Origin of the sequence: Streptomyces sp. CC228A (assembly GCF_021390935.1) — a bacterium.
In the GTDB taxonomy this organism is placed as follows: domain Bacteria; phylum Actinomycetota; class Actinomycetes; order Streptomycetales; family Streptomycetaceae; genus Streptomyces.
Genome location: NZ_JAJPUI010000002.1, coordinates 216,386 through 241,921 on the forward strand (window position 1 = coordinate 216,386; position 25,536 = coordinate 241,921).

Here is a 25,536-nt window from a genome sequence, read left to right on the forward strand (position 1 = left end):
GCCTCCCGGTGCAGCCGAAGTACCAGGGTTGCACCCCGATGGCCTAGAGGAGTCCTACAAACGGCCCCCGCCCCGATGATCACCCGGCCGCGGGCGGCGCCGCGTGCCCCGTGGCCACGGGCGCCCTGTCCGTCGCCGTCTGGGTGTGGCTCGGCCAGACGGCGATGGTGTCGGCGAAGGCCGTGGTCGCGAACCTGCTCTGGTGCACGCCTGGATGCCGGACACGGTGAAGGGCGCCAACCCGGCCGCCTGGTCCCTGAGCGACGAGGCGTGGTTCTACCTCGTCTTCCCGCTGCTCATGATGCTCCCGGCGTTCCGCTCGGGCCGGGGCCGCCGCTGGATCTGGGCGCTGGCCTGCGTCGGCGTGGTCCTGGTGTGGATGGGCGGCGCGCTGATCGAGCCCGGGTCGACGCGGGTGTGGGCGCTGGACTACCTGCCGCTGTCCCGCATGCTCCAGTTCGTCCTCGGGGTCGCCGCGGGCCTCGCGGTGGCCCGCGGCTGGCGCCCGCCGGTCGGGCTGTGGCCGGCCGTGGCGTTGACCGCCGGCTGGCACCTCGTCCTGATCCCCTGGTCGTGGTATGCCTCGGACGCCGAATGGTACGGCCCGTACCACGCCTCGCAGCTGCTGTCGACGCCGGTCTTCGCGCTCCTCGTCGCGGCCGCGGCCCGCGCGGACCTCGACGGCCGCCGGACCGGCCTGGGCGGCCGCTGGTCGGTCCGGCTCGGCCACTGGTCGTTCGCCTGGTACCTGATCCACGAGATCGTCATCCGCACCTGGCTGGGCACCTACGGCCGCCCGGAGGGCCTGGTGGACACGGCCCTGGTCTGGCTGCTGGTGATCGTCGTCAGCCAGGCCCTGTCCGGCCTGGCCTACCACGGGGTGGAGCACCCCCTGGAACGCCTGCTGCGCGGCGCCGGCCCGCAGGTCCCCCGGCCCGCACCCGCCCCCGCCCCGCAATCACCGGGCGAACCGGCGCGTACGGGCTGAGCCGGGAGGTCCTCAGGGGTCACCGACCCGGTTCGGTCGCAAGGCGGGTCGGTCGCAGGCCGGGTGGTGCGGGGGCCGAGGGGCCGGGCGGTGCGGGCGGCCAGGGCACCGGCGGTGCGGTCCGGGGTGCGGCTAGTGTCTCGTGATTCCGTTGGCGTTACTTGATCCTGTGTGGCAGGGTCGCTTGGTGTGGAGCTCTCTGTAGAACAGGCCGCCGTGTTGCGGGAGTTGGTAAATAGCCCGGACGTGCCCGCCGACATAGCGACGCGGGGCCGGATCGTGCTGTGGTCGAGCGAAGGCCGTCGCCGCAAGGACATCGCTGAACTGCTTGGCGTATCCCTGCCGACGGTGGACCGCTGGAAGCGGCGTTATGTCGAGCTCGGACTGGCTGGGCTGGAAGGCGACCGGCCCGGCGGAGCCCGGGAACAAGTGCCGGCGCGGGTGCGGGCCCGCGTGATCGCGCTGACGCGCATGACGCCGCCGGACGGCACCGGCCTTTCGCACTGGTCCACGCGCGAGTTGGCGAAGTACCTGAGGCGGACCGAGAACATCACCGTGTCCTGGCACTACATCGCGCGGATCTGGCGGGAGGAGAACCTGAAGCCGCACCGCTCCGGCACCTTCAAGCTTTCGAAAGACCCCGCGTTCGCGGCGAAAGTGGCCGATGTGATCGGCTTGTATCTGGCCCCGCCGGGCGGCGCGGTGGTCCTCTCGATCGATGAGAAGACGCAGATCCAGGCCCTGGACCGGACCCAGCCGGTGCTGCCGGTCGCCTTCGCGGCGAGCGAGAAGCGCACCGCCGACTACGTCCGGCACGGCACCACAAATCTGTTCGCTGCCCTGAACGTGACCACCGGCGAAGTACTTGGCGAGTGCAAGCCGACCCGGAACGGCAAGGACTTCCTGGCCTTCTTGAAGAAGGCGGTGAAGCCGCACGCCGGGAAGGACATCCATGTCGTCCTGGACAACCTCTCCACGCACACCACTCCGGAGGTCAGGGAGTGGCTGGCCAAGAACCCGCACATCCACTTCCATTTCACCCCCGTCGGCTCCTCGTGGCTGAACCAGATCGAGATCTGGTTCGGAATCCTGACCCGGCAGTCCATCCGCCGCGGCACGTTCTCCAGCGTCAACGTCCTGATCAAGCAGATCCGTGACTACATCAGCTCCTGGAACGCGACGGCGAAGCCGTTCACCTGGACCGCGACTGCCGGCGAGGTCCTTGCGAAGGTCAAACTCGTCGCGACCAACGTGAAGAAACTCGTCAATAACAACTCGAACTGACATGAACAGGATCACGAGACACTAGAACCCGCCCCCGAAGTCGCCGCCTCCGCCTCCGAAGCCTCCGCCGCCCCAGTCGCCGCCGCCTCCGAAGTCGCCGCCGAAGTCGCCGCCGAAGTCGGAGGGGTTGTAGTCGGCGCCGGAGAAGTCGCCGCCCTGGAAGTCGGCGCCGCCGTACTCGGCCGCGTAGGCGGGGGTGGACAGCATGGAGCCGAGCATCGTGCCGACGAGGAGGCCCGGCAGGATGCCGCCCGTGTAGTAGCCGGCGGCCCAGGGGCCGTAGGCGGGGCCGGCCTCCCAGTACGGGCGGGGGCCCTGGGGGGTGTCGACGGTGCGCGCGTCCGGGGCATGGCCCGCCTTCAGGCGGGACTCGTCCGCCGCGCAGACCGGGACCTCCCGCGGGGTGCCGCCGGACGGGGTCCACTGCAGGGACGTCACCGACGGGCCGTGGCGGGGGTCGAAGAAGCAGGGTGCCCGCCGCTCGGGAAGCGGGCGGCCCTCGCGGCGGGCGGCAAGGACGGCCAGCGCGTGGCGGCCGTCCGCGAGGGACTCGGTGACGTCGCGGACGTCGTGGGGGTGGCGGGCCTGCGCCATGAGGGACTTGGACCGGTCGTAGGCGTCCAGGGCGTGCTCGTAGTCGGCCCGCATGGCGTCGTCGGCCGACGGGTCGCCGGGGTGGAAGTCGAGGCGGTCCAGCTCCTCGCCGAACGCCGTGATGTCCTCGTCGACCACCGTGCGGAGCTTGGCCAGGGACTCCTGCTCCTCCTCCCGCCTGCGGTTGCGCCTGCGGAGGGCGACGGCCGTGCCTCCCGCCGCGGTGGCCGCCAGGAGGGTGCCGACCGTGATCAGGCCGCCCACCGGGACCTCGCCGTCCGGCGTGCCCGCCCAGGTGGAGGGGGCGGAGCCGCGCATCTGGGGCAGCGCCTGGTCCACGAAGCCGTTCAGCTCGGTCTCCGCGTCCACACCGGGCTGGCGGACCGCCGACACGAGGTTCTCGACTGCCTGCTGCGGCATGACCGCCCGGTCCGCGCCCGCGTCGAAGGCGTCCCCCAGGCGGACCGCGTACACGCCGGTCACGCCCGTGAAGGTGCGCAGGTCCTGGAGGAGTCCGTCGGGCGGGAAGTCCTCGGACGCCGGGAGGACCGCCACCATCAGGGGCTTGTCCGCCTGGAGGATCTTCTGCTCCAGCGCCCGCTCCGCGGAGGGGGTCAGCTGCGCCCGCGCGTCCGGGTGGACGTAGACGGGGTCCTGCCGCAGCGACGATCCGGCGTCCCGCAGCGCGTCCGAGGCCGCCCGCGCCAGAGCGGCGGGCGCCAGCGCCAGGAGAAGCGCCAGGATCAGACCCGCCACCACCGAGAGCGGCCTCGTCCTCATATCATCGACGTTACCCCAAACAGGGGAAAAGGCGCGTGTGTACCGGTTCAGTCCTTCGCCGGTTCGACGCCCGCCCTGAGCAGGCCGTACGTGTACGCGTCGACCAGGGCCTGCCAGGACGCGGCGATGACGTTCTCACCGACGCCCACGGTCGACCACTCCGCCTCGCCGTCGCCCGTCGTGATGAGGACGCGGGTCGTGGACTCGGTGCCGTGGCTGCTCTCCAGGATGCGCACCTTGTAGTCGACCAGCTCCAGCTTGGCCATCTGGGGGTAGATCCGCTCCAGTGCGACGAGCAGGGCGCGGTCGAGCGCGTTGACCGGGCCGTTGCCCTCCGCCGTGGCGACGATGCGCTCCCCGTCGGCCCACACCTTCACCGTGGCCTCGTTGGCGTGGGTGCCGTCGGGGCGGTCCTCGACGATCGCCCGCCACGACTCCGTGCGGAAGTAGCGGATGGTGCGGCCCTCCGCCTCCTCGCGCAGGAGCAGTTCGAAGGAGGCGTCGGCCGCCTCGTACGTGTAGCCCTGGAGCTCGCGCTCCTTGACCCGGTCCACCACGCGGCCGACCAGCTCGCGGTCGCCGCGCAGGTCGACGCCCAGCTCCTTGCCCTTCAGCTCGACCGACGCGCGGCCCGCCATGTCGGAGACCAGCATCCGCATGGTGTTGCCGACCTGCTCGGGGTCGATGTGCTGGTACAGGTCCGGGTCCACCTTGATCGCCGAGGCGTGCAGCCCCGCCTTGTGCGCGAAGGCGGACACGCCGACGTACGGCTGGTGGGTGGAGGGGGTCAGGTTGACGACCTCGGCGATGGCGTGGGAGATCCTCGTCATCTCCTGGAGGGAGCCCTCGGGCAGCACGCGCTTGTTGTACTTGAGCTCCAGCGCGGCCACCACGGGGAACAGGTTCGCGTTGCCGACCCGCTCGCCGTAGCCGTTCGCCGTGCACTGGACGTGCGTCGCGCCGCCGTCGACCGCCGCCAGGGTGCTGGCCACCGCGCAGCCGGTGTCGTCCTGGGCGTGGATGCCGAGCCGGGCGCCGGTGTCCGCCAGGACGGTGGAGACGACGGCCTGCACCTGGGGCGGGAGCATGCCGCCGTTGGTGTCGCACAGGACGACCACGTCGGCGCCCGCCTCGTGGGCGGCGCGGACGACCGCCTTCGCGTACTCAGGGTTCGCCTTGTAGCCGTCGAAGAAGTGCTCGCAGTCCACGAACACCCTGCGGCCCTGCTCGCGGAGGTATGCGACGGTGTCGCGGACCATCGCGAGGTTCTCGTCCAGCGTGGTGCGCAGCGCCAGCTCCACATGGCGGTCGTGGGACTTCGCGACCAGCGTGATCACCGGGGCGCCCGACTCCAGCAGGGCCCTCACCTGCGGGTCCTCGGACGCCTGGATGCCGGCGCGGCGGGTGGCGCCGAACGCCACGAGCTGCGCGTGCCGGAAGTCGATCTCCGCGCGGGCGCGGGCGAAGAACTCGGTGTCCCGGGGGTTGGCGCCGGGCCAGCCGCCCTCGATGAAGCCCACGCCGAACTCGTCCAGGTGCCGGGCGATGGTCAGCTTGTCGGCGACGGTGAGGTTGATGCCCTCACGCTGTGCGCCGTCGCGCAGTGTCGTGTCGAACACGTGGAAGCTGTCGTCGACGGGCTGAACCGTGGTCATGGCTGCTGTCCTGCTCCTGTGGGATGTGGCTCCGGGCTCCGGAATGAACGGATCCACTTGTCCCCATCTTCGCGCGCCGCCCTCCGTGCCCGAGGGTGAGGGCCCGGAAAACGAAAAAACCCCTCGCGGGTGCGAGAGGTCTGCGCGCGGGTCTGGGACACGGTGTCCACTGCCGCGACGTCGGTGGCGTCGGGTTCAGCGATCACTGCGGACCGGCGCGCTGCTGCCGATAATCATCGGGTATGCGAGCACGGTCGCAGTGTGCCACAGACGGGCCGAAGCATGGGCATAAGTCTCACGATGCGGTCAGTACGGTCTGCGCCAGGTGTTCCCTCACGTGCGTGAGGACCTGGTCGCGGCCGGTGCCCGGTATCCCCACCGCCACGTGCACGCTGAACCCGTCCAGGAGGGCGCGCAGCCGGGTCGCGTACCGGTCGGGGTCGACGCGGCGCAGCTCGCCGTGCGAGACGCCCTCGGCGAGCAGGGCGACGAGGTCGCGGTGCCAGGCCCCCTCGATGGCGGCCTGCCGGGCGCGGGCGTCGGCGTCGGCGTTCTGCGACCGGTTCCAGACCTCCAGCCACAGCGTCCAGTGCGGGTCGCGCGGTCCTTCGGGGACGTACAGCTCGACGTAGGCCGCCAGGCGGTCCGCGACGGGGAGCGCCTGCTGCGACAGCAGGGCGCTGCGTTCGGCGCCGAGGCGGCCCTCGCTCCACTCCAGGGTCTGCAGCAGCAGTTCGTCCTTGGTGCGGAAGTAGTAGACGAGGTGGCCGCTGCTCATGCCGACCTCGCGGCCGAGCCCCGCCATGGTGAGGCCGTCGAGGCCCCGTTCGGCGATCATCGCCATGGCGGCGGCGAGCACCTCCTCGCGGGGCGGGGCGGCGTTGCGGCGCCGGGCGGTGGCGCTCCCCTGTCGTGCCTTGCGCGGTTCGTTCACTGGTCCGTTGTACCCGATCTCCAGCCGGCCTCGGCCACCCGTGCGTGCGGTCTCCTGCCCCGGCCGCCGGGGGCGGCCGTGTCCGCCGGCAGGGGCGCGGGCTCGCACCGCGCGCCCCTGCCGTCACCGGCGGGTGTCGCCGGGCGCTCGGTCAGATCCTCGGCTGCTGCTGGGTGATGCAGTGGATGCCGCCGCCGCCCGCGAAGATCGTGCGGGCGTCCACCAGGGTGACGGTGCGGTCGGGGAAGAGGCGGCGGAAGATGCCGGCGGCGAGCTCGTCGCGCGGGTCACCGAAGGCGCACAGGACGACGCCGCCGTTGCAGAGGTAGTGGTTGATGTACGAGTAGTCGACCCATGCGCCGTCCTCCTCCAGGATCGTCGGCGCCGGGACCTCGACGACCTCCAGCGTGCGGCCCTTCGCGTCGGTCTGGGAGCGCAGGAGGGCGACGTTCGCCTTGCACAGCTCGTGGTCGGGGTGGGCCGGGTCGGGCTGGGTGTGGGCGACGACGACGCCGGGGCGGGCGAAGGCGGCGACGATGTCGACATGGCCGCGGGTGCCGTAGAGGCCGTAGTCGCCGGTGAGGCCGCGGGGCAGCCAGATCGCCTTCGTGGTGCCGAGTTTGGCGTGGATCTCGGCCTCCACCTGGGCGCGGCTCCACCCGGGGTTGCGTTCCGGTCCGAGCTGGACGGTGTCGGTGAGCAGGACGGTGCCCTCGCCGTCGACGTGGATGGCGCCGCCCTCGTTGACGAGGGGGCTGCTGTGCACGGGGACGCCCGCGGCGTCCGCGACATGGCGGGCGATCTTGGAGTCGTGTTCCCAGCGCGCCCAGTCCGCGGCGCCCCAGCCGTTGAACACCCAGTCGACGGCCGCCAGTTCGCTGCCGTTCGTGACGAACGTGGGGCCGATGTCCCGCATCCACGCGTCGTCGAGGTCCCGTTCGAGGAGGTCGATGTCCGGGCCCAGCGCGGCGCGGGCGGACGCGGCGTCGGCCGGGGCCACGACCATGGTGACGGGTTCGAAGCGGCGGACCGCGCGGGCCACGTTCGCCCATGCCGCGCGGGCCTCGGCCAGCTCCTCGGCGTCGGTGAAGGTGGGGTTGGGGCTCGGCCAGGCCATCCAGGTGCGTTCGTGCGGGGCCCACTCCGCGGGCATGCGGAAGCCGGCGGGCGTACTCGACGTCATGGAGGTGTCCTTGGGTGTCGGGGTGTCGGGGTGTCGGGGGTGTCGGAGGTGTCGGAGGTGTCGGAGGTGTCGGAGGTGTCGGAGGTGTCGGGGCGTCGGGGCCTCGGGGGGTACCGAGAGCGAGGGCGGAGGGGGCGGCACGCGTCGGGCAACGGGGCCGCCGGAGCCACGGGGCCGGGCGCCCGCGGCCCCGGGACCACGAGGTCATCGGGGCTTCAGGCCCGGGGCGCCGGGGCTTCGGGGCGCCGGGGCCTCGGGGCGTCTGCGCGTCACAGGAAGTAGAGGCGGTTCAGGCTCACCGAGTCGGCGGGGGCCGAGCGGACGGGGTCGCCGTCCAGCGTCACCAGGCCCGTGCGGGCATCCACCGACACCTCTCCGATACGGGAGTTGAGGAGGAGGTTCCCGGGGCCGATGCCCCGCGTGCCGCGGACCGCGACGCGTCGGCGGCGGGTCGGCATGCCGTCACCGCCCGACCGGGCCGCGGCGCCGGACACGAAGGCCACCGAGATGTCGGCCGCGGTCGCCCCGTGCGCGCCGAACTGCGGCCCCAGCACGAGCGGTTCGCAGGTGTCGGTGGCGGCGTTCGGGTCGCCCACGACCCCGTACGCGGGGAAGCCGGCCTTCAGGACGAGCTGCGGCTTCGCGCCGAAGAACTCGGGCCGCCACAGCACGACGTCGGCGAGCTTGCCGACCTCGAGGGAGCCGACCTCGTGCGCGAGGCCGTGGGCGATGGCCGGGTTGATGGTGAGCTTGGCCATGTACCGCAGGACGCGGGCGTTGTCGTCGCCGTCACCGTCGCCCTCCAGCGGGCCGAGCTCGGCCTTCATCTTCCCGGCCATGGCGAAGGTCCGGCGTACGGTCTCGCCGGCCCTTCCCATGCCCTGCGCGTCCGACGACGTGATGCCGATCGCGCCGAGGTCGTGCAGGACGTCCTCCGCGCCCATGGTGCCCTCGCGGATCCGCTCGCGGGCCATGGCGGCGTCGCCGGGCAGGTCGGTCTTCAGGTCGTGGACGGAGACGATCATGCCGTAGTGCTCGGCGACCGCGTCCCGCCCGAAGGGGAGGGTGGGGTTGGTGGAGGAGCCGATGACGTTCGGGACGCCGGCCATCTTGAGGACGTTGGGGACGTGTCCGCCGCCGCAGCCCTCGATGTGGAAGGCGTGGATGGTCCGGCCCTCCAGGACCTTCAGGGTGTCCTCGACGGAGAGGCACTCGTTGAGGCCGTCGCTGTGCAGGGCGACCTGCACGTCGTGCTCCTCGGCGACCCTGAGGGCGGTGTCCAGGGCGCGGGTGTGGGCCCCCATGTCCTCGTGGACCTTGAAGCCGGAGGCGCCGCCCTCGGCGAGGGCCTCCACCAGGGGGGCGGGGTCGGAGGAGGAGCCGCGCGCGAGGAAGCCGATGTTGACGGGCCAGGCGTCGAAGGCGTTGAAGGCGTGCCTCAGGGCCCACGGGGAGTTGACCCCGACGCCCCACACAGGGCCGAACTCCTGCCCGATGATCGTGGTCACGCCGGAGGCGAGGGACGCTTCCATGATGCGGGGGGACAGCAGGTGGACGTGGGTGTCGACGGCTCCCGCCGTGGCGATCAGGCCCTCGCCGGAGACGATGCTGGTGCCCGTGCCGACGACGACGTCGACGCCGTCGACGGTGTCCGGGTTGCCCGCGCGGCCGATCGCGTGGATCCGGCCTTCGCGGATGCCGACGGACACCTTGCGGATGCCCTGCACGGCGTCGATCACGAGGACGTTGCTGATGACGACGTCGCAGGTGTCGCGGACGGCGGCGGCTTTCAGGTGCAGGCCGTCGCGGGCGGTCTTGCCGAAGCCCGCGAGGAACTCGTCGCCGGGCTTCTGGGCGTCGGACTCGACGCGGACCGTGAGCCCGGAGTCGCCCAGGCGGACGCGGTCGCCCGCGCGCGGGCCGTGGACGGATGCGTACTCGTAGGGGTCCATCAGGCGTTCTCCTCCACCCCGGACCCGGATGCCCGCTCCGGTGCGGCAAGCGCCGCCGCGGCCGGACCCGCCGCCAAGACCGCCTCGGCGGTCGCCGTGATCACCGGGACCGCCTGGGGCGCCGGGGTCACGGGGGTCGCTTGGGTCACCGGAGTCGCTAGGGTCGCCGGGGGCGCCGCGGCCGGCGCCTCCGGGGTCGCCGCGGCCGGACCGGCTGACAGGGCGGCTTCCGGCAGCGGCGCGGGGGCGGCCGCGGGGCCGCGTCCGCGCCCAGGTACCCGCAGGCCACGGCTCTGCGCAGGGCTTCCGCCTTGGCGCCGGGCGCGTCGAGCGGGCCGTCGACGAGGCCCGCGAAGCCGATCGCGACGCGGTCGCCGCCGATCGGTACGAGCCCGACCTCGGCCTCGCCGCCGGGGTCGAAGCGCATGGACGAACCGGCCGGGATGCACAGCCGCATGCCGTACGCGGCGGCGCGGTCGAAGCGGAGCCGGGGGTTGGCCTCGAAGAAGTGGAAGTGCGAGGTCACGCTGATCGGTACGGCGGCGGTGTTGCGGACGGTGAGCTTCACCTCGGGGGCGGCTTCGGCGTAGCCGGGGCCGGGGAGGAGGGCACCGGGGGCGTTCTCGCCGGAGCGGGCTCCGATGGGGTCGGACACCACGGCGAGCCGGGAGCCGTCATCGAACACGGCCTCGACGTGGACCTCCGTGACGACGTCGGCCACACCCGGCAGGACGTCGTCGGGGCCGAGGACGGACCGGGCGGCCTGGACGGCCTCCGCGAGGCGCCTCCCGTCACGAGCGGCCTCGCACACGGTGTCGGCTATCAGGGCCGTGGCCTCCGGGACGTTCAGCCGCAGTCCGCGGGCGCGGCGGGCCCGGGCGAGCTCGGCGGCGCCGAAGAGCAGCAGCCGGTCGCGTTCTGTGGGGGTCAGTCGCATGTCGTTCACACCTCCTGGCACGCACTTGCCAGCACGTTTGAGCGCCACTCTAACCTGCCCGCATAACGAAAGAAACCGTTGACTTATGACCCCGCACGTCTCATATTGAGCGCTGCTCTAACTCTCAGGGCAGGCCACGGAGCCCGTCGGAATGGCAGCCGCAGGGCGTGAAAGGGCCGGGCAGGAGGCATCCCGACGGCTCAACCGGCAGGCGGATGGCGGCGTCTCGTGAGGTGAGGCCGGGGGGCATCCGCGTACGACGGGTCACGGGCCGCCGCCGGGCTCCGGGAGGTCGACGGGCCGCGTCCGGACGGGCCGTTGCCGCGGGTGACGGGGGCGGGTGGGCAAACCGGTGCGGCGCCGGCAGGCGAAGGCGCCGCCAGGGCGCCCGCCTCTCCGCCCCAGGGTCAGGGGCCGGGGCCCGGTGCGGCAGCCTTCGGCTACGGCCGCCCTGCCCCGACTCCCTCGGGGTGGACTGACAGGTGTGGTACGGAAGGGAAGGACGTGCGGTGGAAGAGATCGCCGGAGTCGCGGTACGGGCACTGAGGGCGCTGGTCGGCGTTCTGGTCCACACCGCTGATGTCGTCGTCGATGTCATGGTGTACCGCGAGGAGCGGCGGAAGCGGCGACTCCGGCGCAGGCACCTCCTACAGGAGCGGCCCCAGGGCTGACACACCGGCCGGCGGCAGCAGCGAGCCGCGCAGCGGCACGGCAGGCGGGCGACGCCCCGGAGCCACGACTGCGGGGCGTCGCCCCTCGTAGCCACGCCACGGGGCCCCGGACTGCCGCCGCGGGCCCGCAGCAGCCTACGGCGGGCATCACAGGTGCCGCCGACCGCAGGCCGACGGCGGTCATCCCCACTCCACAGGATCGCCCGCACCACCCGCACCACCCGCCGCAGGCGTACAGCAGAAGGGCCCGGCCCGCGCTGGAGGCGCCCCAGGGGGAGCCTCCGCGTCGAGCCGGGCCCTGCCGGGCGTTGCGGGGGTCAGGCGACCGGACGGGTCCAGCCGTGGGCGTCCTCCGCGGCGCCGGTCTGGATGTCCAGCAGCGCCTTGCGCAGCTTCAGCGTGACCTCGCCCGGCGTGCCGTCACCCTGCGTCCACTCGCCGCCGGCGGACTTGACCGTGCCGACGGGGGTGATGACCGCGGCGGTGCCGCAGGCGAAGACCTCGGTGAGCGTGCCGTTCTCGGTGTCGCGGCGCCACTGCTCGGTGGAGATGCGTCCCTCCTCGGAGGAGAAGCCGAGGTCGCGGGCGACCTGGAGGAGGGAGTCGCGGGTGATGCCGGCGAGCAGGGAGCCGGTGAGCTCGGGGGTGACGATCCTGTCCCCGTACACGAAGTACAGGTTCATGCCGCCCATCTCCTCGACCCACTTGTGCTCCAGGGCGTCGAGCCAGACGACCTGGTCGCAGCCCTTCCCGGCGGCCTCGGCCTGGGCGAGCAGCGACGCGGCGTAGTTGCCGCCGGTCTTGGCGAAGCCCATGCCGCCGGGGACGGCGCGGACGTAGTTCTCGGACAGCCAGACGGAGACCGGCTTGACGCCGCCCGGGAAGTACGCGCCGGCCGGGGAGGCGATCACGATGAAGAGGTACTCGTTGGCGGGGCGGACGCCGAGGCCGACCTCGTTGGCGATCATGAAGGGGCGCAGGTAGAGGGACTCCTCGCCGCCGTGCGGCGGGACCCAGGCCGCGTCCTGCTTGACGAGGGCGGCGCAGGCGGCGACGAAGGTCTCGACCGGGAGCTCCGGCATGGCCAGGCGGCGGGCGGAGCGCTGGAACCGCTCGGCGTTGGCCTCGGGGCGGAAGAGGGAGACCGAGCCGTCGGGGCGGCGGTACGCCTTGAGCCCCTCGAAGATCTCCTGCGCGTAGTGCAGGGTCATGTTCGCCGGGTCGATGGACAGCGGCGCGTACGGGACGAGCTCGGCGTCGTGCCAGCCGCGGCCTTCGGTCCACTTGATGACCACCATGTGGTCGGTGAAGTGGCGGCCGAAGCCGGGGTTGGCCAGGATCGCCTCCCGCTCGGCGGCCGGCAGCGGGTGCGCGGAGGGCTTGAGCTCGATCGTCGTGAGCGTCGTCATGAGTGCTTGTCCTTCACCGGTTGTGTGTGACGGACCGCGCTCACGGCGCCCCGGCAGCCTGTCGGCAGTGCTGCTAGGACGTCCGAGTATCACCGCATGCCGCGGCCCCGCGTTCGATTATCGCTCGGGGGGCCGGGACGGCGAAACAGGTGTGACCGCGATCCTGGTTCGATGGTGGCACCCGCGGCCGCACAGGAGAAGCCGCCGGGTGCGGGGATGCGACCCGGCGGCTGTGTGTCTGGTGGTGTCCAGCGGTCTCCAGTCGGCGGGTCAGCTCGCTACGCGTACCGCGAGCGCGTCGCCGATCTCGTCCGTCGTACGGGGAGCGGCGCCGGTGCGCTCGGTGAGGTCGGCGGCGACCGCGTCCTCGATGCGGGCGGCCTCGGCGTCGTACCCGAGGTGGCGCAGGAGCAGGGCCACGGACAGGATCGTGGCGGTGGGGTCGGCCTTGCCGGTGCCCGCGATGTCGGGCGCGGAGCCGTGCACGGGCTCGAACATGGACGGGAAGGCGCCCGTCGGGTTGATGTTGCCGGAGGCGGCCAGGCCGATGCCGCCGGTCACGGCCGCGGCGAGGTCGGTGAGGATGTCGCCGAAGAGGTTGTCGGTGACGATGACGTCGAACCGCTCCGGCTGGGTGACGAAGAAGATCGTCGCGGCGTCGACGTGCAGGTAGTCGGTGGTGACCTCGGGGTACTCCTCGCCGACCTTGTCGAAGATCTTCTTCCACATGTGGCCGGCGTAGACGAGCACGTTGTTCTTGTGGACCAGGGTCAGCTTCTTGCGCGGCCGGGCGTCGGCGCGCGCGTACGCGTCCCGGACGACGCGCTCGACGCCGTAGGCGGTGTTGACGCTGACCTCGGTGGCGACCTCGGCGGGGGTGCCGGTGCGCAGGGAGCCGCCGTTGCCGGTGTACGGGCCCTCGGTGCCCTCGCGGACCACGACGAAGTCGATGTCGGGCCGCCCGGCGAGCGGGGTCGCGGTGTTCGGGAACAGCTTCGACGGCCGCAGGTTGACGTAGTGGTCGAACGCGAAGCGCAGTTTGAGGAGCAGTCCGCGCTCCAGGACGCCGGACGGCACGGACGGGTCGCCGATCGCGCCGAGCAGGATGGCGTCGTGGCCCTTGAGGGCCTCCAGCTCCGCGTCGGGGAGGGTCTCCCCGGTGCGGTGCCAGCGCTGGGCGCCGAGGTCGTACTCCTTGGTCTCCAGCTTCACATCCTGCGGAAGGACGGCGCGGAGGACCTTGAGTCCCTGGGCCACGACCTCCTGGCCGATGCCGTCACCGGGGATCACTGCGAGATTGATGCTGCGAGACATGGCGGCACCCTACTCTTCGTCCCATTGCCTGACATCGACCGTCCGCCATATGGACGAACGGACGAGGGGGCCGGCGCTCAGTGGCCGGTGGAGCCGCCGTTGTCGCGGCGGTCGAGGGCGCGCTGCAGCGCTGCCGCGGCGTTCCTCCGCTCGGCGTCGGTGAGGCGTGCGGCGCGGCGGACGCGGGCGGGGCGGGGGGCGGTGGCGACGGACATGGCGGATCGACTCCTTCAGATGAGGGCCCCTCGGGAGAGGGCGGGGGTGAAGGCGCCGGAAGGGGCGGGAGGCGCTGCCGCAGGGGTGACCTGCCGGGGGCGTCGCGCGCTCGACCGCCGTTCGCTGATGGAGCGAGACGTTCGGCTCCTACAAAGCTAAGCGAGCCGGACGCCTCTGTCTCCACAATTACTCGGACTTCCTACTATCTGAGACGGGCAGCCGCCCGGGACCGCCCGACGGGCCCCCGGGCCCCTGCCCCGCCACCGTTCAGAGCAGGTCGCCGTCGCGCCAGTCGAAGAGCAGCGGCCCCGCCTCGGGCGCGGGCAGCGGGCGCCCGGCGCCGGGGCGGAGGTAGGTGCTGTCCTCCTCGTCGGGGAGCGGGACCACGCCCTGCGGGCCGTACGCGCCGATGGCGCCGTTCCACAGCTGCCAGCCGTGCGCGCGGTAGAGCGGCACGCCGTCGTCGGACGCGGAGAGGGCCCCGAAGTCGTACGCCCCGTCGACGACCTCCTCCAGCGCCGCCATGACCCGGCCCCCGAGGCCCTGCCTGCGGCGGTCGGCCCGTACGCCCACCGCCTCGACGTAGCCGACGCGGTGGGCGCGTCCCGCGTGCACGACGCGGCGCATGACGACACTGCCGTGGGCGGCGATCCGCCCTTCGGCGTCCTCGATGTACGCGTGGACGCCGCCGAGCCCGTGCTCCCAGTCCGCGTCGCCGAAGTCGCCGTGGAAGGCGCCGTCGAGGAGGGCTCGGAACTCGTCGAGTATGGCGGGCTGCAACTCGTAGGTGTGGGCGGTGCGCAGACGGTCGCTCATACCGCCCACTGTCGCACCGCGGGCCCGACCGCCGCCGCCCTATTCCGGCGCGGACGGATGGCGGACGGCGGACGGAGACGCATGGGCTCGGCGGACGGAAGTCCGCATGCGGTCGGCGGTCGGCGGTCGCACGTCCGTATACCGACGACGGCCGCCGCGGCGGGGGATCCCGATCCACCGCCGCCGCGGCCCCCCGGCGCGGCGGGGCGTGCGCCTCCCCCGTGCCGGGGCGACCGCCCGCGGATCAGTACACGGCCACGCCGTACGCGGCGAGGGCCTCGCGGACCGGCTGGTGGATGGCGGAGCCGTTGGTGCCGGTGCAGCCGGAGCTGCCGGAGTGGATGCCGAGGGCGACGCTGCCCGCGAAGTGGGCTCCCCCGCTGTCCCCGCCGGCCGAGCAGGCGGTGGTGCGGACCATGCCGTAGACGGGTCCGCTGCTGTAGTTGACCGTGACGTTCACGGCGGTGACCGTGCCGCTGGTCACCTTGGTGGTGGAGCCGCTCTTGCGGAGGGACTGGCCGACGACGGCGTCGGCGGCGGAGGCGATGTCCTGGTAGCTGCCGTTGTAGAGGTTGACCCGGCCCCCGGTGTTGGTCGTCGTGGTGTAGCGGACGATGCCGTAGTCGTTGGTCGGGAAGCTGCTGCCCTCGCGCACGCCGATCTGCGCGCCGCCGGAGGTGGCGGACCAGCTTGAGGAGATGTTCGTGCAGTGCCCGGCCGTCAGGAAGTACCGGGTGCCGTTCTTGGTGACGTTGAAGGCGGCCGAGCATCGGGAGCCGCCGCCGTAGATGGCGTCGCCGCCGGCGACCTCGCGGCGGAACTCGCCCGGCACACGCGTGACGCGGACGGCTCCGTCGAGGGAGGCGGCGACCTTGCGGAGCCGCGCCATGTCCCTGGCCGACACGGAGGAGTCGGCCTCCACGGCGATCTGGTTGGTGCGCGGGTCCAGGCCCCAAGAGGTGCCGGTGATCTTGGCGCGGGCCTCCAGCGCGGCCATGGCGGCGTCCAGTTGCGCGGCACTGCGCTGGACGCGCCGGGGCACGGCGCCGCCGCGCGGGCCTTGGCGGCCGCGGCCTCGGTGGTGACGGTGACGACGAGCGCGCCGGTCTCGGCGTCGACGTAGGTGCCGGCGCTCTCGTCGCCGAGCGCCCGCTCGACGGCGGAGTCGAGGGCGTGGAGGCGGGCCGGGGCGGCGCCGCCGGTCTCGTCCGCGGCTCCGGCGGGGGTGGCGCCGAGGCCGAGGGAGGCGGCGACGAGCAGGACGGAGGTAGCGATGCGCGCACGGGTGGTGCGTCTCATGCCGGGACTCCTTCGTCGGTGGGGGGAGGAGCGGGGATGGGGAGGTACCGACGGAGAAGTCTGACGCGTACGCGACAAACAGCAAGGGCGGGATCGAGCCGTTCATGAGAACCGCCCCCGTCCGGCGTGGGGGCGCCGGAGGGGGGCGGGGTCTACGGGAGGGCGGGAGGTGTCAGCCCATGTGCGGGTAGCCGTACTCGGTCGGCGGGACCAGCGTCTCCTTGATGGCGCGGGTCAGCGTCCAGCGCATCAGGTTCTGCGGCGCGCCGGCCTTGTCGTTGGTGCCCGAGGCGCGGCCGCCGCCGAAGGGCTGCTGGCCGACGACGGCGCCGGTCGACTTGTCGTTGATGTAGAAGTTGCCGGCGGCGTAGCGCAGCTTGTCCATCGTGTACGCGACGGCCGCGCGGTCCTTGGCGATGACCGAGCCGGTCAGGGCGTATGCCGACACCGACTCCATCTGCTCCAGCATGGCCTCGTACCGGTCGTCCTCGTACACGTGCACCGCGAGGATCGGGCCGAAGTACTCGTCCCGGAAGACCTCGTTCTCGGGGTCGGTGCACTCGATGACCGTGGGCCGGACGAAGTAGCCGACCGAGTCGTCGTACGTGCCGCCGGCGACGATCGTGCAGGTCGGGTCCTGCTTGGCGCGGTCGATCGCGGCCTTGTTCTTGGCGAAGGCGCGCTCGTCGATGACGGCGCCGATGAAGTTCGACAGGTCGGTGACGTCGCCCATCGCGATGCCGTCGACCTCGGCCGCGAACTCCTCCTTGAAGCCGGAGTTCCACAGGGAGGCCGGGATGTACGCGCGCGAGGTGGCGGAGCACTTCTGGCCCTGGAACTCGAAGGCGCCGCGGGTCAGCGCGGTCTTCAGGACGGCGCGGTCGGCGCTCGGGTGCGCGACGACGAAGTCCTTGCCGCCGGTCTCGCCGACGATGCGCGGGTAGGAGCGGTACTTCTCGATGTTGTTGCCGACGGTCTTCCACAGGTGCTGGAAGGTCCTCGTCGAACCGGTGAAGTGGATGCCCGCGAGCATCGGGTGCTCCAGCGCCACCTCGGAGACGGCGATGCCGTCGCCGGTCACCAGGTTGATGACGCCCTTGGGCAGGCCGGCCTCCTCCAGCAGCTCCATGAGCAGCACGGCGGCGTGGGTCTGCGTCGGGGACGGCTTCCAGACGACCACGTTGCCCATGAGGGCGGGGGCGGTCGGCAGGTTGCCGGCGATGGCCGTGAAGTTGAACGGCGTGATCGCGTAGACGAAGCCCTCCAGCGGGCGGTGGTCCAGGCGGTTCCAGACGCCCGGCGAGTTCGCCGGCGGCTGCTCGGCGAGCAGGTCGCGGGCGTACGACACGTTGAAGCGCCAGAAGTCGACGAGCTCGCAGGGCGTGTCGATCTCGGCCTGCTGGGCCGTCTTGGACTGGCCGAGCATGGTGGAGGCGGCCAGCGTCTCGCGCCACGGGCCGGCCAGCAGGTCGGCGGCGCGCAGGAAGATCGCGGCGCGGTCGTCGAAGGACATGGCGCGCCAGCCCGGCGCGGCGGCCAGGGCGGCGTCGATCGCGTCCTGGGCGTCCTCGCGGGTGGCGCCGGCGAAGGTGCCGAGGACGGACCGGTGGTTGTGCGGCTGCACGACGTCCACCCGCTCGCCGCCGCCCATGCGCTTGACGCCGTTGATGGTCATCGGGAGGTCGACGGGGTTCTCGGCCAGCTCCTTCAGCTTGGCCTCCAGGCGGGTGCGCTCCGCGGAACCGGGGGCGTAGCCGTGCACCGGCTCGTTGACCGGGGCGGGGACCTGGGTCACAGCGTCCATGAGTTCCGTTGCTCCTTCTGGTGAGGTGGGGCTCTGCCCTGGGGGTTCCGGGGTGTCGGGAAAGGGTTTCCGGGGGCTCCCGGACGGGTCCGGGTGGCCGGGGGGTGTTCCGGGGTTTCCGGGTTTCCCCGGGTTTTCAGTTCTTGGTGATCATCGACCGTACGAAGAACAGCAGGTTCGCCGGCTTCTCCGCGAGGCGCCTCATGAAGTACCCGTACCAGTCGGTCCCGTACGCCGTGTAGACGCGCATCCGATGGCCCTCGGCGGCCAGCCGGACGTGCTCCTCGCTGCGGATGCCGTACAGCATCTGGAACTCGTACTCGTCCAGTTTGCGCCCGTGGCGGCGCGCGAGCTCCTGGGTGACGGCGATGAGTCGCGGGTCGTGCGAGCCGATCATCGGGTAGCCCTCGCCCGCCATCAGGATCTTGAGGATGCGGACGTAGGCCTTGTCGATCTCGGCCTTGTCCTGGTAGGCGACGGAGGCTGGCTCCTTGTAGGCACCCTTCACCAGCCGCACGCGGCTGCCGTTCGCGGCGAGGCGCCGGGCGTCGTCCTCGGTGCGGAACAGGTATGCCTGGATCACGCAGCCGGTCTGCGGGAAGTCCTTCCGCAGCTCCTCGTGGATGGCGAACATCGAGTCGAGGGTGGTGTGGTCCTCGGCGTCCAGGGTGACCGTCGTGCCGATCTCGGCGGCCGCCTCGACGACCGGCCGGACGTTGGCGAGGGCCAGCTCGTGCCCGCCGTCGAGCGACTGGCCGAACATCGACAGCTTGACGGACATCTCCGCGCCGGTGCCCAGACCGAGGGGTGCGAGGCGCTCGACGAGCCGCAGGTAGGCGTCGCGCGCGGCCGTGGCCTGCTCGGGGGTCGTGATGTCCTCGCCGACGACGTCGAGCGTGACCTCCAGCCCCTTCCCGGTCAGCTCCCGGACGATGGGGATGACCTGGTCGACCGTCTCACCGGGGATGAACCGGTCGACGACCGGCTTGGTCACCGGCGCCGCGGACACGAGACGGCGCATCTTGTCGCTGCGCGACGCGGCGAGGATCACGGGACCCAGCACGGGGCACCTCCACGAACAGGGGTCGGAGCTATCGGGAACGGAACAAGCGGTACGGGTGGCCGGATACCGACCAGGCGGCGACCTGTCGGAAACGGCACGGGGAACCACCGTGAAACCTAAGGATCGACCCGGGCGTCGGCCATCGACACGTGTCACGGGTCCGTGCCGCAGATCTCATACATCTGTCTGAAGCCCATGGGACACTGTCCTGGTGCAGGGCGACTACCAGGAACTGGTCGACGAGATCTCGGTGCTGCTGGGCGCCCCGGCGACCCTGGAGGACCGGGACTTCGGGCTGATCGCCTTCGGGGCGCACGACAGCGAGGACGCCACCGAGGTGGACCCGGTCCGCGCCCGCTCGATCCTCACCCGCCGGTCCACCCCCGCGGTGCGCAGCTGGTTCGAGGGCTTCGGCATCGCACGGGCCACCGGGCCGGTGCGGATCCCCGCCTCCCCGGAGGCGGGGGTGTACCGGGACCGCCTCTGCCTGCCGGTGCGGCACCGCGGCGTCGTCCTCGGCTACGTGTGGCTGCTGGACGCCGAGCCAGGACCGCCCCCCGAGCGGCTGGCCGCGGCCATGGACGTGGCGTCGCGGATCGGTGCGCTGCTGGCCGAGGAGAAGCAGGCGGGCACCGACCTGTCGCGGGAGCTGCGGGCCGTGCTGGCGGCGGACGACGGCCGCCGGGAGTCGGCGCTGGCCGCGCTGCGCACGGCGCTGGGCCCGGGCGCGGAGGGCCTGCACGCCCTGGTGTGCGTGGCCCCCTGGCCGGAAGCCGACGCCCCGTCCGCCCGTACGGTCCCCGGTGCAGCCGCCCTGTGCACGGTGCCGTGGCGGACCCCGGACGGCCGCGCGGTCGGCGCGCTCGGCGCGCTCGTACGGCTCCGCTCGGCCGAGGCGCTGTCCCCGGCGCTCGCCGCGGGCGCCCGGCTGCAGGGGGTGGCGGGGCCGGGCACGACCGCGGGCGTGGGCGAGCCGCGGCGGGGACTGGCGGAGCTGCCCTCCGCGTGGCGGGAGGCGGTGGGCGCCGCCCGCGCGGCCCTGGCGGAACCGCCGCTGGGGCCCGTCGCCACCTGGTCGGGGATCGGCCCGTACCGGCTCCTCGCGGCACTGCCGGGCACGGCGGAAGGAGGCGCTGCGGCCGCGGACCCGGCGGTGCGCCCCCTGCTCGCCGCGCACCACGCGGAACTGGCCCGGACGGCGGAGGTGTTCCTCGACTGCGCGGGCCAGGCCGGCCGCACGGCCACGGCCCTCGGCATCCACCGCCAGACGCTCTACTACCGGCTGTCCCGTGTGGAGCAGCTCACCGGGCTGGACCTGGACTCCGGCGAGGACCGGCTGCTGCTGCACATGGCACTGAAGGCGCGCCGGCTCTGACCTCGTCTGGGTTCCGCAGTTCCGCGAGCACTTCCGCGTGATCATGAGTACCGATCGAGCATTTCCGCGTGATCATGGGCAGCGGTTACAGGCAGTAAATGGATTCGCTGGCGGGTCGGGGTATCGCAGACTCCTGGCCCCCACAGCATGAGTAGCTGTGGGGACCAGACCCGGTAAGGGGTGGCGGGTCAGTCGGTGACAGTGATGGCGGCCCGGGACTTTGCCAGGTCGATATCGGTCCAGTAGTTCTCGGGGGCGGTGCGTGCCATGTGCTGCGTGCCATACCAGTAGCCGCCGGTTTTGCGGCTGTTGGTGGAGCTGAGCGCGACCTCGTAGGTACCGGCCTCGTCGATGGGGCTACTGCCCGCCGCCGCGCCCTCGACGCCGGCCACAGCGACACCGGCGGGGTGGCCTCGCGCTCGGCGATTTCGTCGCCGTACCCCCGGCCCGCACGGCCCGCGACGCCGGATTCCTGAGCGCCAAGCCGATGTTCCCCCAGCTCACCGCTACCGGTGTCCGGTGCAGGCCAGCGGCCATGCAAGCTTGGCGCGAAATGCACGTTACGTAGTCGTGTGAACGCGCTGGGTGATAGACAGTGTGGTCATGTCTAGGTTCCCTGAGGGCAAGTTCACCATCGTCAACAACGAGACCGGCCGGGCCGTGCGCGTGCGTCTGGGCCGCACCCACGACGTCAGCGACCACAGGTTGGGCACCAGGTACCTCCAGACCGTCAGTGAAAAGCCCTGGCTGGAGCTGGGCCAGGCCGACAACAGCCCCGCCACCGTGTGGCGGCACAACTCCCAGCAGATCGTCAGCCATGCCGTCGGCGAATACCAGAACATCGGCGACTACTGCGTGTGGATGGACTCGAAGTCGACAGACCAGATGAAGGACCGCTTCAACACCCAGCGGGCCTTCGAGAGCCGGCTGAACGACATGCCCGCAGACCTGCGCGGCCGTCTCGCCCCGCTGATCCCCGCCGAGTGGACCGCCATCCAGGCCCGCCTGCGCGCCGGGATGGCCAAGAACTACGAGTTCCAGCAGGACGAACGAGCCCGCGCGTACGCGGAGGCCGAGGCGGAGGCATGGGCCGCCGAGGAGAACCCTCCCAGCGCCCACGACCTCAGCCTGCTGCGCGCCTACCGACTGCGAAGCATGGGCGGCCGCCCCGACCCCATTTCGGAGAGGGGGCACCAATTCGCCGAGATGCCCGAGGAGGTGCGGGAGAAAGTACTGAGCTTCCTCCCTGCGGAAGAGCAGCAGGCGCTTCGGAGCGAGATTGCCCAGCTGAGGGGCGAGATCGACCAGCCGACGAAGGAAGTGGTCGAGCGCCTGCGGAGCGATCCGCGCGCCGAACAGGTCCGTGAGCGCGCCGAGAAGCTGCTGCCCGAGGTGAAGGAGCGCCGCGCCGCCGCCGCCCAGGCCGCCATCCCGCTGGAGGACCTGAACGAGTGGCACCGCAAGTGCGCCGTGCGCAGGCTCGACGACTCAGAGGTCCTCTTGCGCTTCACCAACTTCAATTACAGCACCGACGAGGACAAGCGCATCATGGCCGCGCTGGACACCTACCTCAAGGCTGCGGCCAAGGAAGGCATCGTCCCACCGGTGATCGCCTCCGACTCCACCACCCGCCTCTACGGCTGCGGAGCCAGCCAAGGCCCGGACAGCACATATGGGTGGACCTACGACGGCACCCACATCTACGCCTCGGACAGCAACACGATTCCCTCCCGCCAGACCTACTGGACCGACGCCGGCGGATACCTCGTCGGCAGGCCCAAGGGCGGCCCGGGCCAGACCTGGTCCATCGTGAAATGGACCCCTACCGAGCCCGAGCCCGGCACCAACCTCTCCGAGACCGCCCTCACCGGCCTGTTCGGCCCCCTCGACGCCTTCGGAACCGGCGTCTTCGGAACCGGCGGAATCTGACCCCCACACCCACCGCGCCGCCAGCCCCGCACCGCACTCCCAATGCGGGCGACGGACCACTTGCAGGGTGCGCAGCCCCCGCCGTCACCATCCTCGTCCCGCACCCCTGGCAGGTCCACCCTGCCTCCGGGGCGCGGCCACGGCCGGCCCGGCGGGGGCGGCCTGCGCCAGCGCGGCGGCCGGGAGCCGTGCGGCCAGTGGGGACGGGCCGCGGCGGCCCAGACGACGGGGCGTCCGGAACCGCCGCGCCGGACGAGGTGGCCAGGGCGCGCCCCTGCCCGCCCTCTGCGCAACGCAGATCGTGAGCTGGGGCATCGTCTACTACGTCTTCCCCGTCCTCGATCCGCAGATCACGCCGCGACCGGCTGGCCGGCCGGGGCGACCACCGCGGCGTTCTCCCTCGGTCTCGTCGTCTCCGCCCTCGCCGGAATCCGCGTCGGGCGCATCCTCGACCGGCGCGGCCCGCGCGCCGTCATGACCGCAGGGTCTGTACTCGGCGTCATCAGCCTGCTGACCGTGGCTGCGGCCCCGAACCTCCCGCTCTTCGCCGCCGGTTGGATGCTCGCCGGGCTCGCGATGGCCGCCATCTTCTACCAACCCGCGTTCGCCGCCCTCACCCGTTGGTGGGCACCCGACCACGTCCGCGCCCTGACCGTCGTCACCTCGCCGGCGGGCTCGCCTCCACTGTCTTCGCACCTCTGACCGCGGCCCTCGCCGAGCGCCTGTCCTGGCGCCACACCTCCCTTGTGCTCGCCGGCATCCTCGCCGCCGTCACCATCCCCGCTCATGCCCTCGCATTGCGCGCACCCTGGCCCGACGCCCAACCAGCCCCGCACATGCGACCGGAGGCGCTGACGGGGTCGGGCGCAGCCGACCGTTCCTCCTGCTCGCCGCCGCCTTCACCCTGTCCGGCTGCGCGATGTACGCCGTCGTCGCCCTCGTCCCACTCCTCCTCGAACGCGGCTACACCACCAGCCAGGCCGCCTGGGCCCTCGGTATCGGCGGCGCCGGACAGGCACTCGGCCGCACCCTGTACGCCGCCCTCACACGCCGCACCACCGCCACAGCCCGCACAACGATCCTCATCGCGCTGGGTACGGCACACACCCACTCATACGGTCGGTAGTCGGCGCCGGCCCCCTTCAACAGCCGAACCCAAGGGGTTCGGCGGGACATCTCGCGCAGGCATCCATGCAAAGCGGCCGCAACATAGCCGACGATCGCCGGTTTGGGTAACCGGTGATCGTAAGGACCAATGAAGCTCACCCCATCCCCGAGCTTCCAGCGGGGAACAGTGCCATCCTTCTTGCGGCCCATAGCCAGGGCCCCCTACCGCCAGTGACTACGGGGGGTCGTGCGGCCCCTCGGGGAGTGGAGCGGGCCCCGCCGTACGTCCCGGACGGCCCGTCGCCCGGTGGCCGGTAGCCGCTTGGCGGGGTCGGACCACCTGCCGGTGGAGGGGGGCGGCTCCTCGTGCGGTCAGCGATGCCCCCCGGGGGCGGAACGGACCCGCGCGACCGGTCGGCCTCGCCCGGGCGCCGGCGGCCCCTCGTCCCGACGCCCGCGACCTCCCGCCCGGCCGGGCGGGAGGTCGTCTCGTCCCCCGCGCCCGCGCCGAAACGGCGGTGCCCCCAGCCGCCTGGGCGGGTGGGGGCACCGGACGCGTGGAGCCGTCAGGCGAGGTTGACGGAGCGCGCGGACGTGGCGCCGACCTCGGTGGCGAGCTCGGTCAGGACCGACTGCGGCACGGTGTCGTCGACGGTGAGCACCGCCAGCGCCTCGCCGCCCTCCTCCGCACGCGCCACCTGCATGCCGGCGATGTTGAGGCCGGCCTCGCCGAGGATGCGGCCGACGGTGCCGACCACGCCGGGGCGGTCCTCGTAGCGCAGCACGACCATGTGGTCGGCGAGCGCCAGGTCCACGTCGTAGTCGCCCACTGCGACGATCTTCTGGATGTGCTTGGGGCCGACCAGCGTGCCGGAGATGGCGACCTCCTCGCCGTCGCCGAGCGTGCCGCGCACGGTGATGACGTTGCGGTGGTCGGGGGACTCGCTGCTGGTGGTGAGCCGCACCTCGACACCGCGCTCCTGCGCGAACAGCGGGGCGTTGACGTACGAGACGGTCTCGTCGACGACGTCCTCGAAGACGCCCTTCAGCGCGGACAGCTCCAGCACCTTCACGTCGTGCTGGGTGATCTCGCCGTACACCTCGACGTCGAGCCGCACCGCGACCTCGCCGGCCAGGGCGGTGAAGATCCGGCCGAGGCGCTCGGCGAGCGGCAGGCCCGGCTTGACGTCCTCGGCGATGACGCCGCCCTGCACGTTGACGGCGTCCGGGACCAGCTCGCCGGCCAGGGCGAGGCGGACGGAGCGGGCCACCGCGATGCCGGCCTTCTCCTGGGCCTCGTCGGTGGAGGCGCCCAGGTGCGGGGTGCACACGACCTGGTCGAGCTCGAACAGCGGGGAGTCGGTGCACGGCTCCTTCGCGTACACGTCCAGGCCGGCGCCCGCGACGCGCCCCTCCTTCAGCGCCGAGTACAGCGCCTCCTCGTCCACGATGCCGCCGCGTGCGGCGTTGACGATGCGGACGGTCGGCTTGACCTTGTGGAGGGCCTCGTCGCCGATGAGGCCGAGGGTCTCCGGGGTCTTCGGGAGGTGGACGGTGATGAAGTCGGCGACCTCCAGCAGCTCGTCCAGCGTCAGCAGCTTGACGCCCATCTGCGCGGCGCGGGCCGGCTGCACGTACGGGTCGTAGGCGACGACCTTCATGCCGAAGGCGGACATGCGCTGCGCGACGAGGACGCCGATGCGGCCGAGGCCGACGACGCCGAGGGTCTTCTCGCTGAGCTCGACACCCGTGTACTTGCTGCGCTTCCACTCGCCGTTCTTGAGGGCGGTGTTGGCCTGCGGGATGTTGCGGGCGGTGGCGACGAGGAGGCCGCAGGCGAGCTCGGCGGCGGTCACGATGTTGGACGTCGGCGCGTTGACGACCATCACGCCGGCCTTCGTGGCGGCGGACACGTCGACGTTGTCCAGGCCCACGCCCGCGCGGGCGACGACCCTCAGCCGGTGCGCGGCGGCGATGGCCTCGGCGTCGACCTTGGTGGCGGAGCGGATCAGGATCGCGTCGACGTCCGCGATGGCGGGAAGCAGCTCGGCGCGGTCGGCGCCGTTGCAGTGCCGGATCTCGAAGTCGGGGCCGAGCCCGTCGACGGTGGCGGGCGACAGCTCTTCGGCGATGAGAACTACCGGCTTTTTCTGAGGGTGCGAGCTCACGAAAGGTCCTCACAAGTCCAGTGCGGACGGCCGTCCCGACGGCCGCAGGCGGTGGAGG

General features: G+C 72.3%; 20 protein-coding genes and 3 pseudogenes. 7 read left to right on the forward strand and 16 right to left on the reverse strand.

From position 1 onward, the window contains the following. Positions 1–79: 79 nt before the first annotated feature. Entirely contained in the window at positions 80–208 is a 129-nt protein-coding gene (locus tag L6E17_RS30425; RefSeq protein ID WP_268984881.1) for a hypothetical protein, read from the reverse strand. Between L6E17_RS30425 and L6E17_RS06415 the strand changes: the two genes are divergently transcribed. After that, complete coding sequence (locus tag L6E17_RS06415) at positions 203–988, forward strand: acyltransferase (RefSeq protein ID WP_236239805.1); 786 nt, start codon at positions 203–205, stop codon at positions 986–988. The genes L6E17_RS30425 and L6E17_RS06415 overlap by 6 nt on opposite strands. 189 nt (positions 989–1,177) lie before the next feature. Then, a complete protein-coding gene (locus L6E17_RS06420; protein WP_236239806.1) occupies positions 1,178–2,272 on the forward strand; it encodes an IS630 family transposase in 1,095 nt (364 codons plus the stop codon). A 21-nt stretch (positions 2,273–2,293) separates the two neighbouring features. Here the strand turns inward: L6E17_RS06420 and L6E17_RS06425 are convergent, their stop codons facing one another. From L6E17_RS06425 to ureA, 6 genes are all read right to left on the reverse strand, one after another. Beyond that, positions 2,294–3,646, reverse strand: a complete 1,353-nt coding sequence (locus tag L6E17_RS06425) for a hypothetical protein (RefSeq protein WP_236239807.1) — start codon at positions 3,644–3,646, stop codon at positions 2,294–2,296. 47 nt (positions 3,647–3,693) lie between these two features. After that, positions 3,694–5,301: a citramalate synthase gene (gene cimA, locus L6E17_RS06430; RefSeq protein WP_236239808.1), complete on the reverse strand. Its 1,608-nt coding sequence runs from the start codon at positions 5,299–5,301 to the stop codon at positions 3,694–3,696. 295 nt (positions 5,302–5,596) lie between these two features. Further along, entirely contained in the window at positions 5,597–6,145 is a 549-nt protein-coding gene (locus L6E17_RS06435) for a TetR/AcrR family transcriptional regulator (RefSeq protein WP_236240376.1), read from the reverse strand. Between the two features lie 241 nt (positions 6,146–6,386). Next, the gene (locus tag L6E17_RS06440; RefSeq protein WP_236239809.1) at positions 6,387–7,418 is read right to left on the reverse strand and encodes an agmatine/peptidylarginine deiminase; all 1,032 of its coding nucleotides are present in this window, start codon (positions 7,416–7,418) and stop codon (positions 6,387–6,389) included. A 269-nt stretch (positions 7,419–7,687) separates the two neighbouring features. Beyond that, entirely contained in the window at positions 7,688–9,370 is a 1,683-nt protein-coding gene (locus L6E17_RS06445; RefSeq protein WP_236239810.1) for an urease subunit alpha, read from the reverse strand. Between the two features lie 157 nt (positions 9,371–9,527). Beyond that, on the reverse strand, positions 9,528–10,307 hold the full coding sequence (ureA, locus tag L6E17_RS06450; protein ID WP_236240377.1) for an urease subunit gamma: 780 nt from the start codon (positions 10,305–10,307) through the stop codon (positions 9,528–9,530). A 509-nt stretch (positions 10,308–10,816) separates the two neighbouring features. Between ureA and L6E17_RS06455 the strand changes: the two genes are divergently transcribed. Continuing rightward, entirely contained in the window at positions 10,817–10,978 is a 162-nt protein-coding gene (locus L6E17_RS06455) for a hypothetical protein (RefSeq protein ID WP_236239811.1), read from the forward strand. 317 nt (positions 10,979–11,295) lie between these two features. Here L6E17_RS06455 and L6E17_RS06460 read toward each other — a convergent pair whose 3' ends face one another. The 7 genes and pseudogenes from L6E17_RS06460 to L6E17_RS06490 all read right to left on the reverse strand — a co-directional run bounded on the left by L6E17_RS06460 (position 11,296) and on the right by L6E17_RS06490 (position 18,899). Further along, the gene (locus L6E17_RS06460; RefSeq protein WP_236239812.1) at positions 11,296–12,387 is read right to left on the reverse strand and encodes a branched-chain amino acid aminotransferase; all 1,092 of its coding nucleotides are present in this window, start codon (positions 12,385–12,387) and stop codon (positions 11,296–11,298) included. Positions 12,388–12,657: 270 nt separating this feature from the next. Further along, positions 12,658–13,701 (reverse strand): 3-isopropylmalate dehydrogenase, encoded by a 1,044-nt coding sequence (locus tag L6E17_RS06465; protein ID WP_236239813.1) that lies wholly within the window; start codon positions 13,699–13,701, stop codon positions 12,658–12,660. Positions 13,702–13,778: 77 nt separating this feature from the next. Beyond that, the gene (locus L6E17_RS06470; RefSeq protein ID WP_236239814.1) at positions 13,779–13,916 is read right to left on the reverse strand and encodes a hypothetical protein; all 138 of its coding nucleotides are present in this window, start codon (positions 13,914–13,916) and stop codon (positions 13,779–13,781) included. Between the two features lie 268 nt (positions 13,917–14,184). Then, on the reverse strand, positions 14,185–14,733 hold the full coding sequence (locus L6E17_RS06475; RefSeq protein WP_236239815.1) for a GNAT family N-acetyltransferase: 549 nt from the start codon (positions 14,731–14,733) through the stop codon (positions 14,185–14,187). 244 nt (positions 14,734–14,977) lie between these two features. After that, positions 14,978–16,032 (reverse strand): annotated as a pseudogene (locus tag L6E17_RS06480) (S1 family peptidase). Positions 16,033–16,204: 172 nt separating this feature from the next. After that, the gene (gene pruA, locus L6E17_RS06485; RefSeq protein ID WP_236239816.1) at positions 16,205–17,836 is read right to left on the reverse strand and encodes an L-glutamate gamma-semialdehyde dehydrogenase; all 1,632 of its coding nucleotides are present in this window, start codon (positions 17,834–17,836) and stop codon (positions 16,205–16,207) included. Positions 17,837–17,972: 136 nt separating this feature from the next. Further along, positions 17,973–18,899: a proline dehydrogenase family protein gene (locus L6E17_RS06490; RefSeq protein ID WP_236239817.1), complete on the reverse strand. Its 927-nt coding sequence runs from the start codon at positions 18,897–18,899 to the stop codon at positions 17,973–17,975. 211 nt (positions 18,900–19,110) lie between these two features. Between L6E17_RS06490 and L6E17_RS06495 the strand changes: the two genes are divergently transcribed. Further along, a complete protein-coding gene (locus L6E17_RS06495; protein ID WP_236239818.1) occupies positions 19,111–20,274 on the forward strand; it encodes a CdaR family transcriptional regulator in 1,164 nt (387 codons plus the stop codon). A gap of 188 nt (positions 20,275–20,462) precedes the next feature. Here L6E17_RS06495 and L6E17_RS06500 read toward each other — a convergent pair whose 3' ends face one another. Continuing rightward, positions 20,463–20,666, reverse strand: a complete 204-nt coding sequence (locus tag L6E17_RS06500) for a hypothetical protein (protein WP_236240434.1) — start codon at positions 20,664–20,666, stop codon at positions 20,463–20,465. On the opposite strand from L6E17_RS06500, the pseudogene L6E17_RS06505 reads away from it, so the two are divergent. The 3 genes and pseudogenes from L6E17_RS06505 to L6E17_RS06515 all read left to right on the forward strand — a co-directional run. After that, positions 20,616–20,791 (forward strand): annotated as a pseudogene (locus L6E17_RS06505) (pyridine nucleotide-disulfide oxidoreductase); the annotation flags it as partial. The gene L6E17_RS06500 and the pseudogene L6E17_RS06505 overlap by 51 nt on opposite strands. Before the next feature lie 86 nt (positions 20,792–20,877). Continuing rightward, complete coding sequence (locus tag L6E17_RS06510; protein ID WP_236239819.1) at positions 20,878–22,203, forward strand: hypothetical protein; 1,326 nt, start codon at positions 20,878–20,880, stop codon at positions 22,201–22,203. A gap of 274 nt (positions 22,204–22,477) precedes the next feature. Continuing rightward, positions 22,478–23,320, forward strand: a pseudogene (locus L6E17_RS06515) (MFS transporter); the annotation flags it as partial. 556 nt (positions 23,321–23,876) lie between these two features. Here the strand turns inward: L6E17_RS06515 and serA are convergent. After that, positions 23,877–25,478 (reverse strand): phosphoglycerate dehydrogenase, encoded by a 1,602-nt coding sequence (gene serA / locus L6E17_RS06520; RefSeq protein ID WP_236239820.1) that lies wholly within the window; start codon positions 25,476–25,478, stop codon positions 23,877–23,879. Positions 25,479–25,536: the final 58 nt, after the last annotated feature.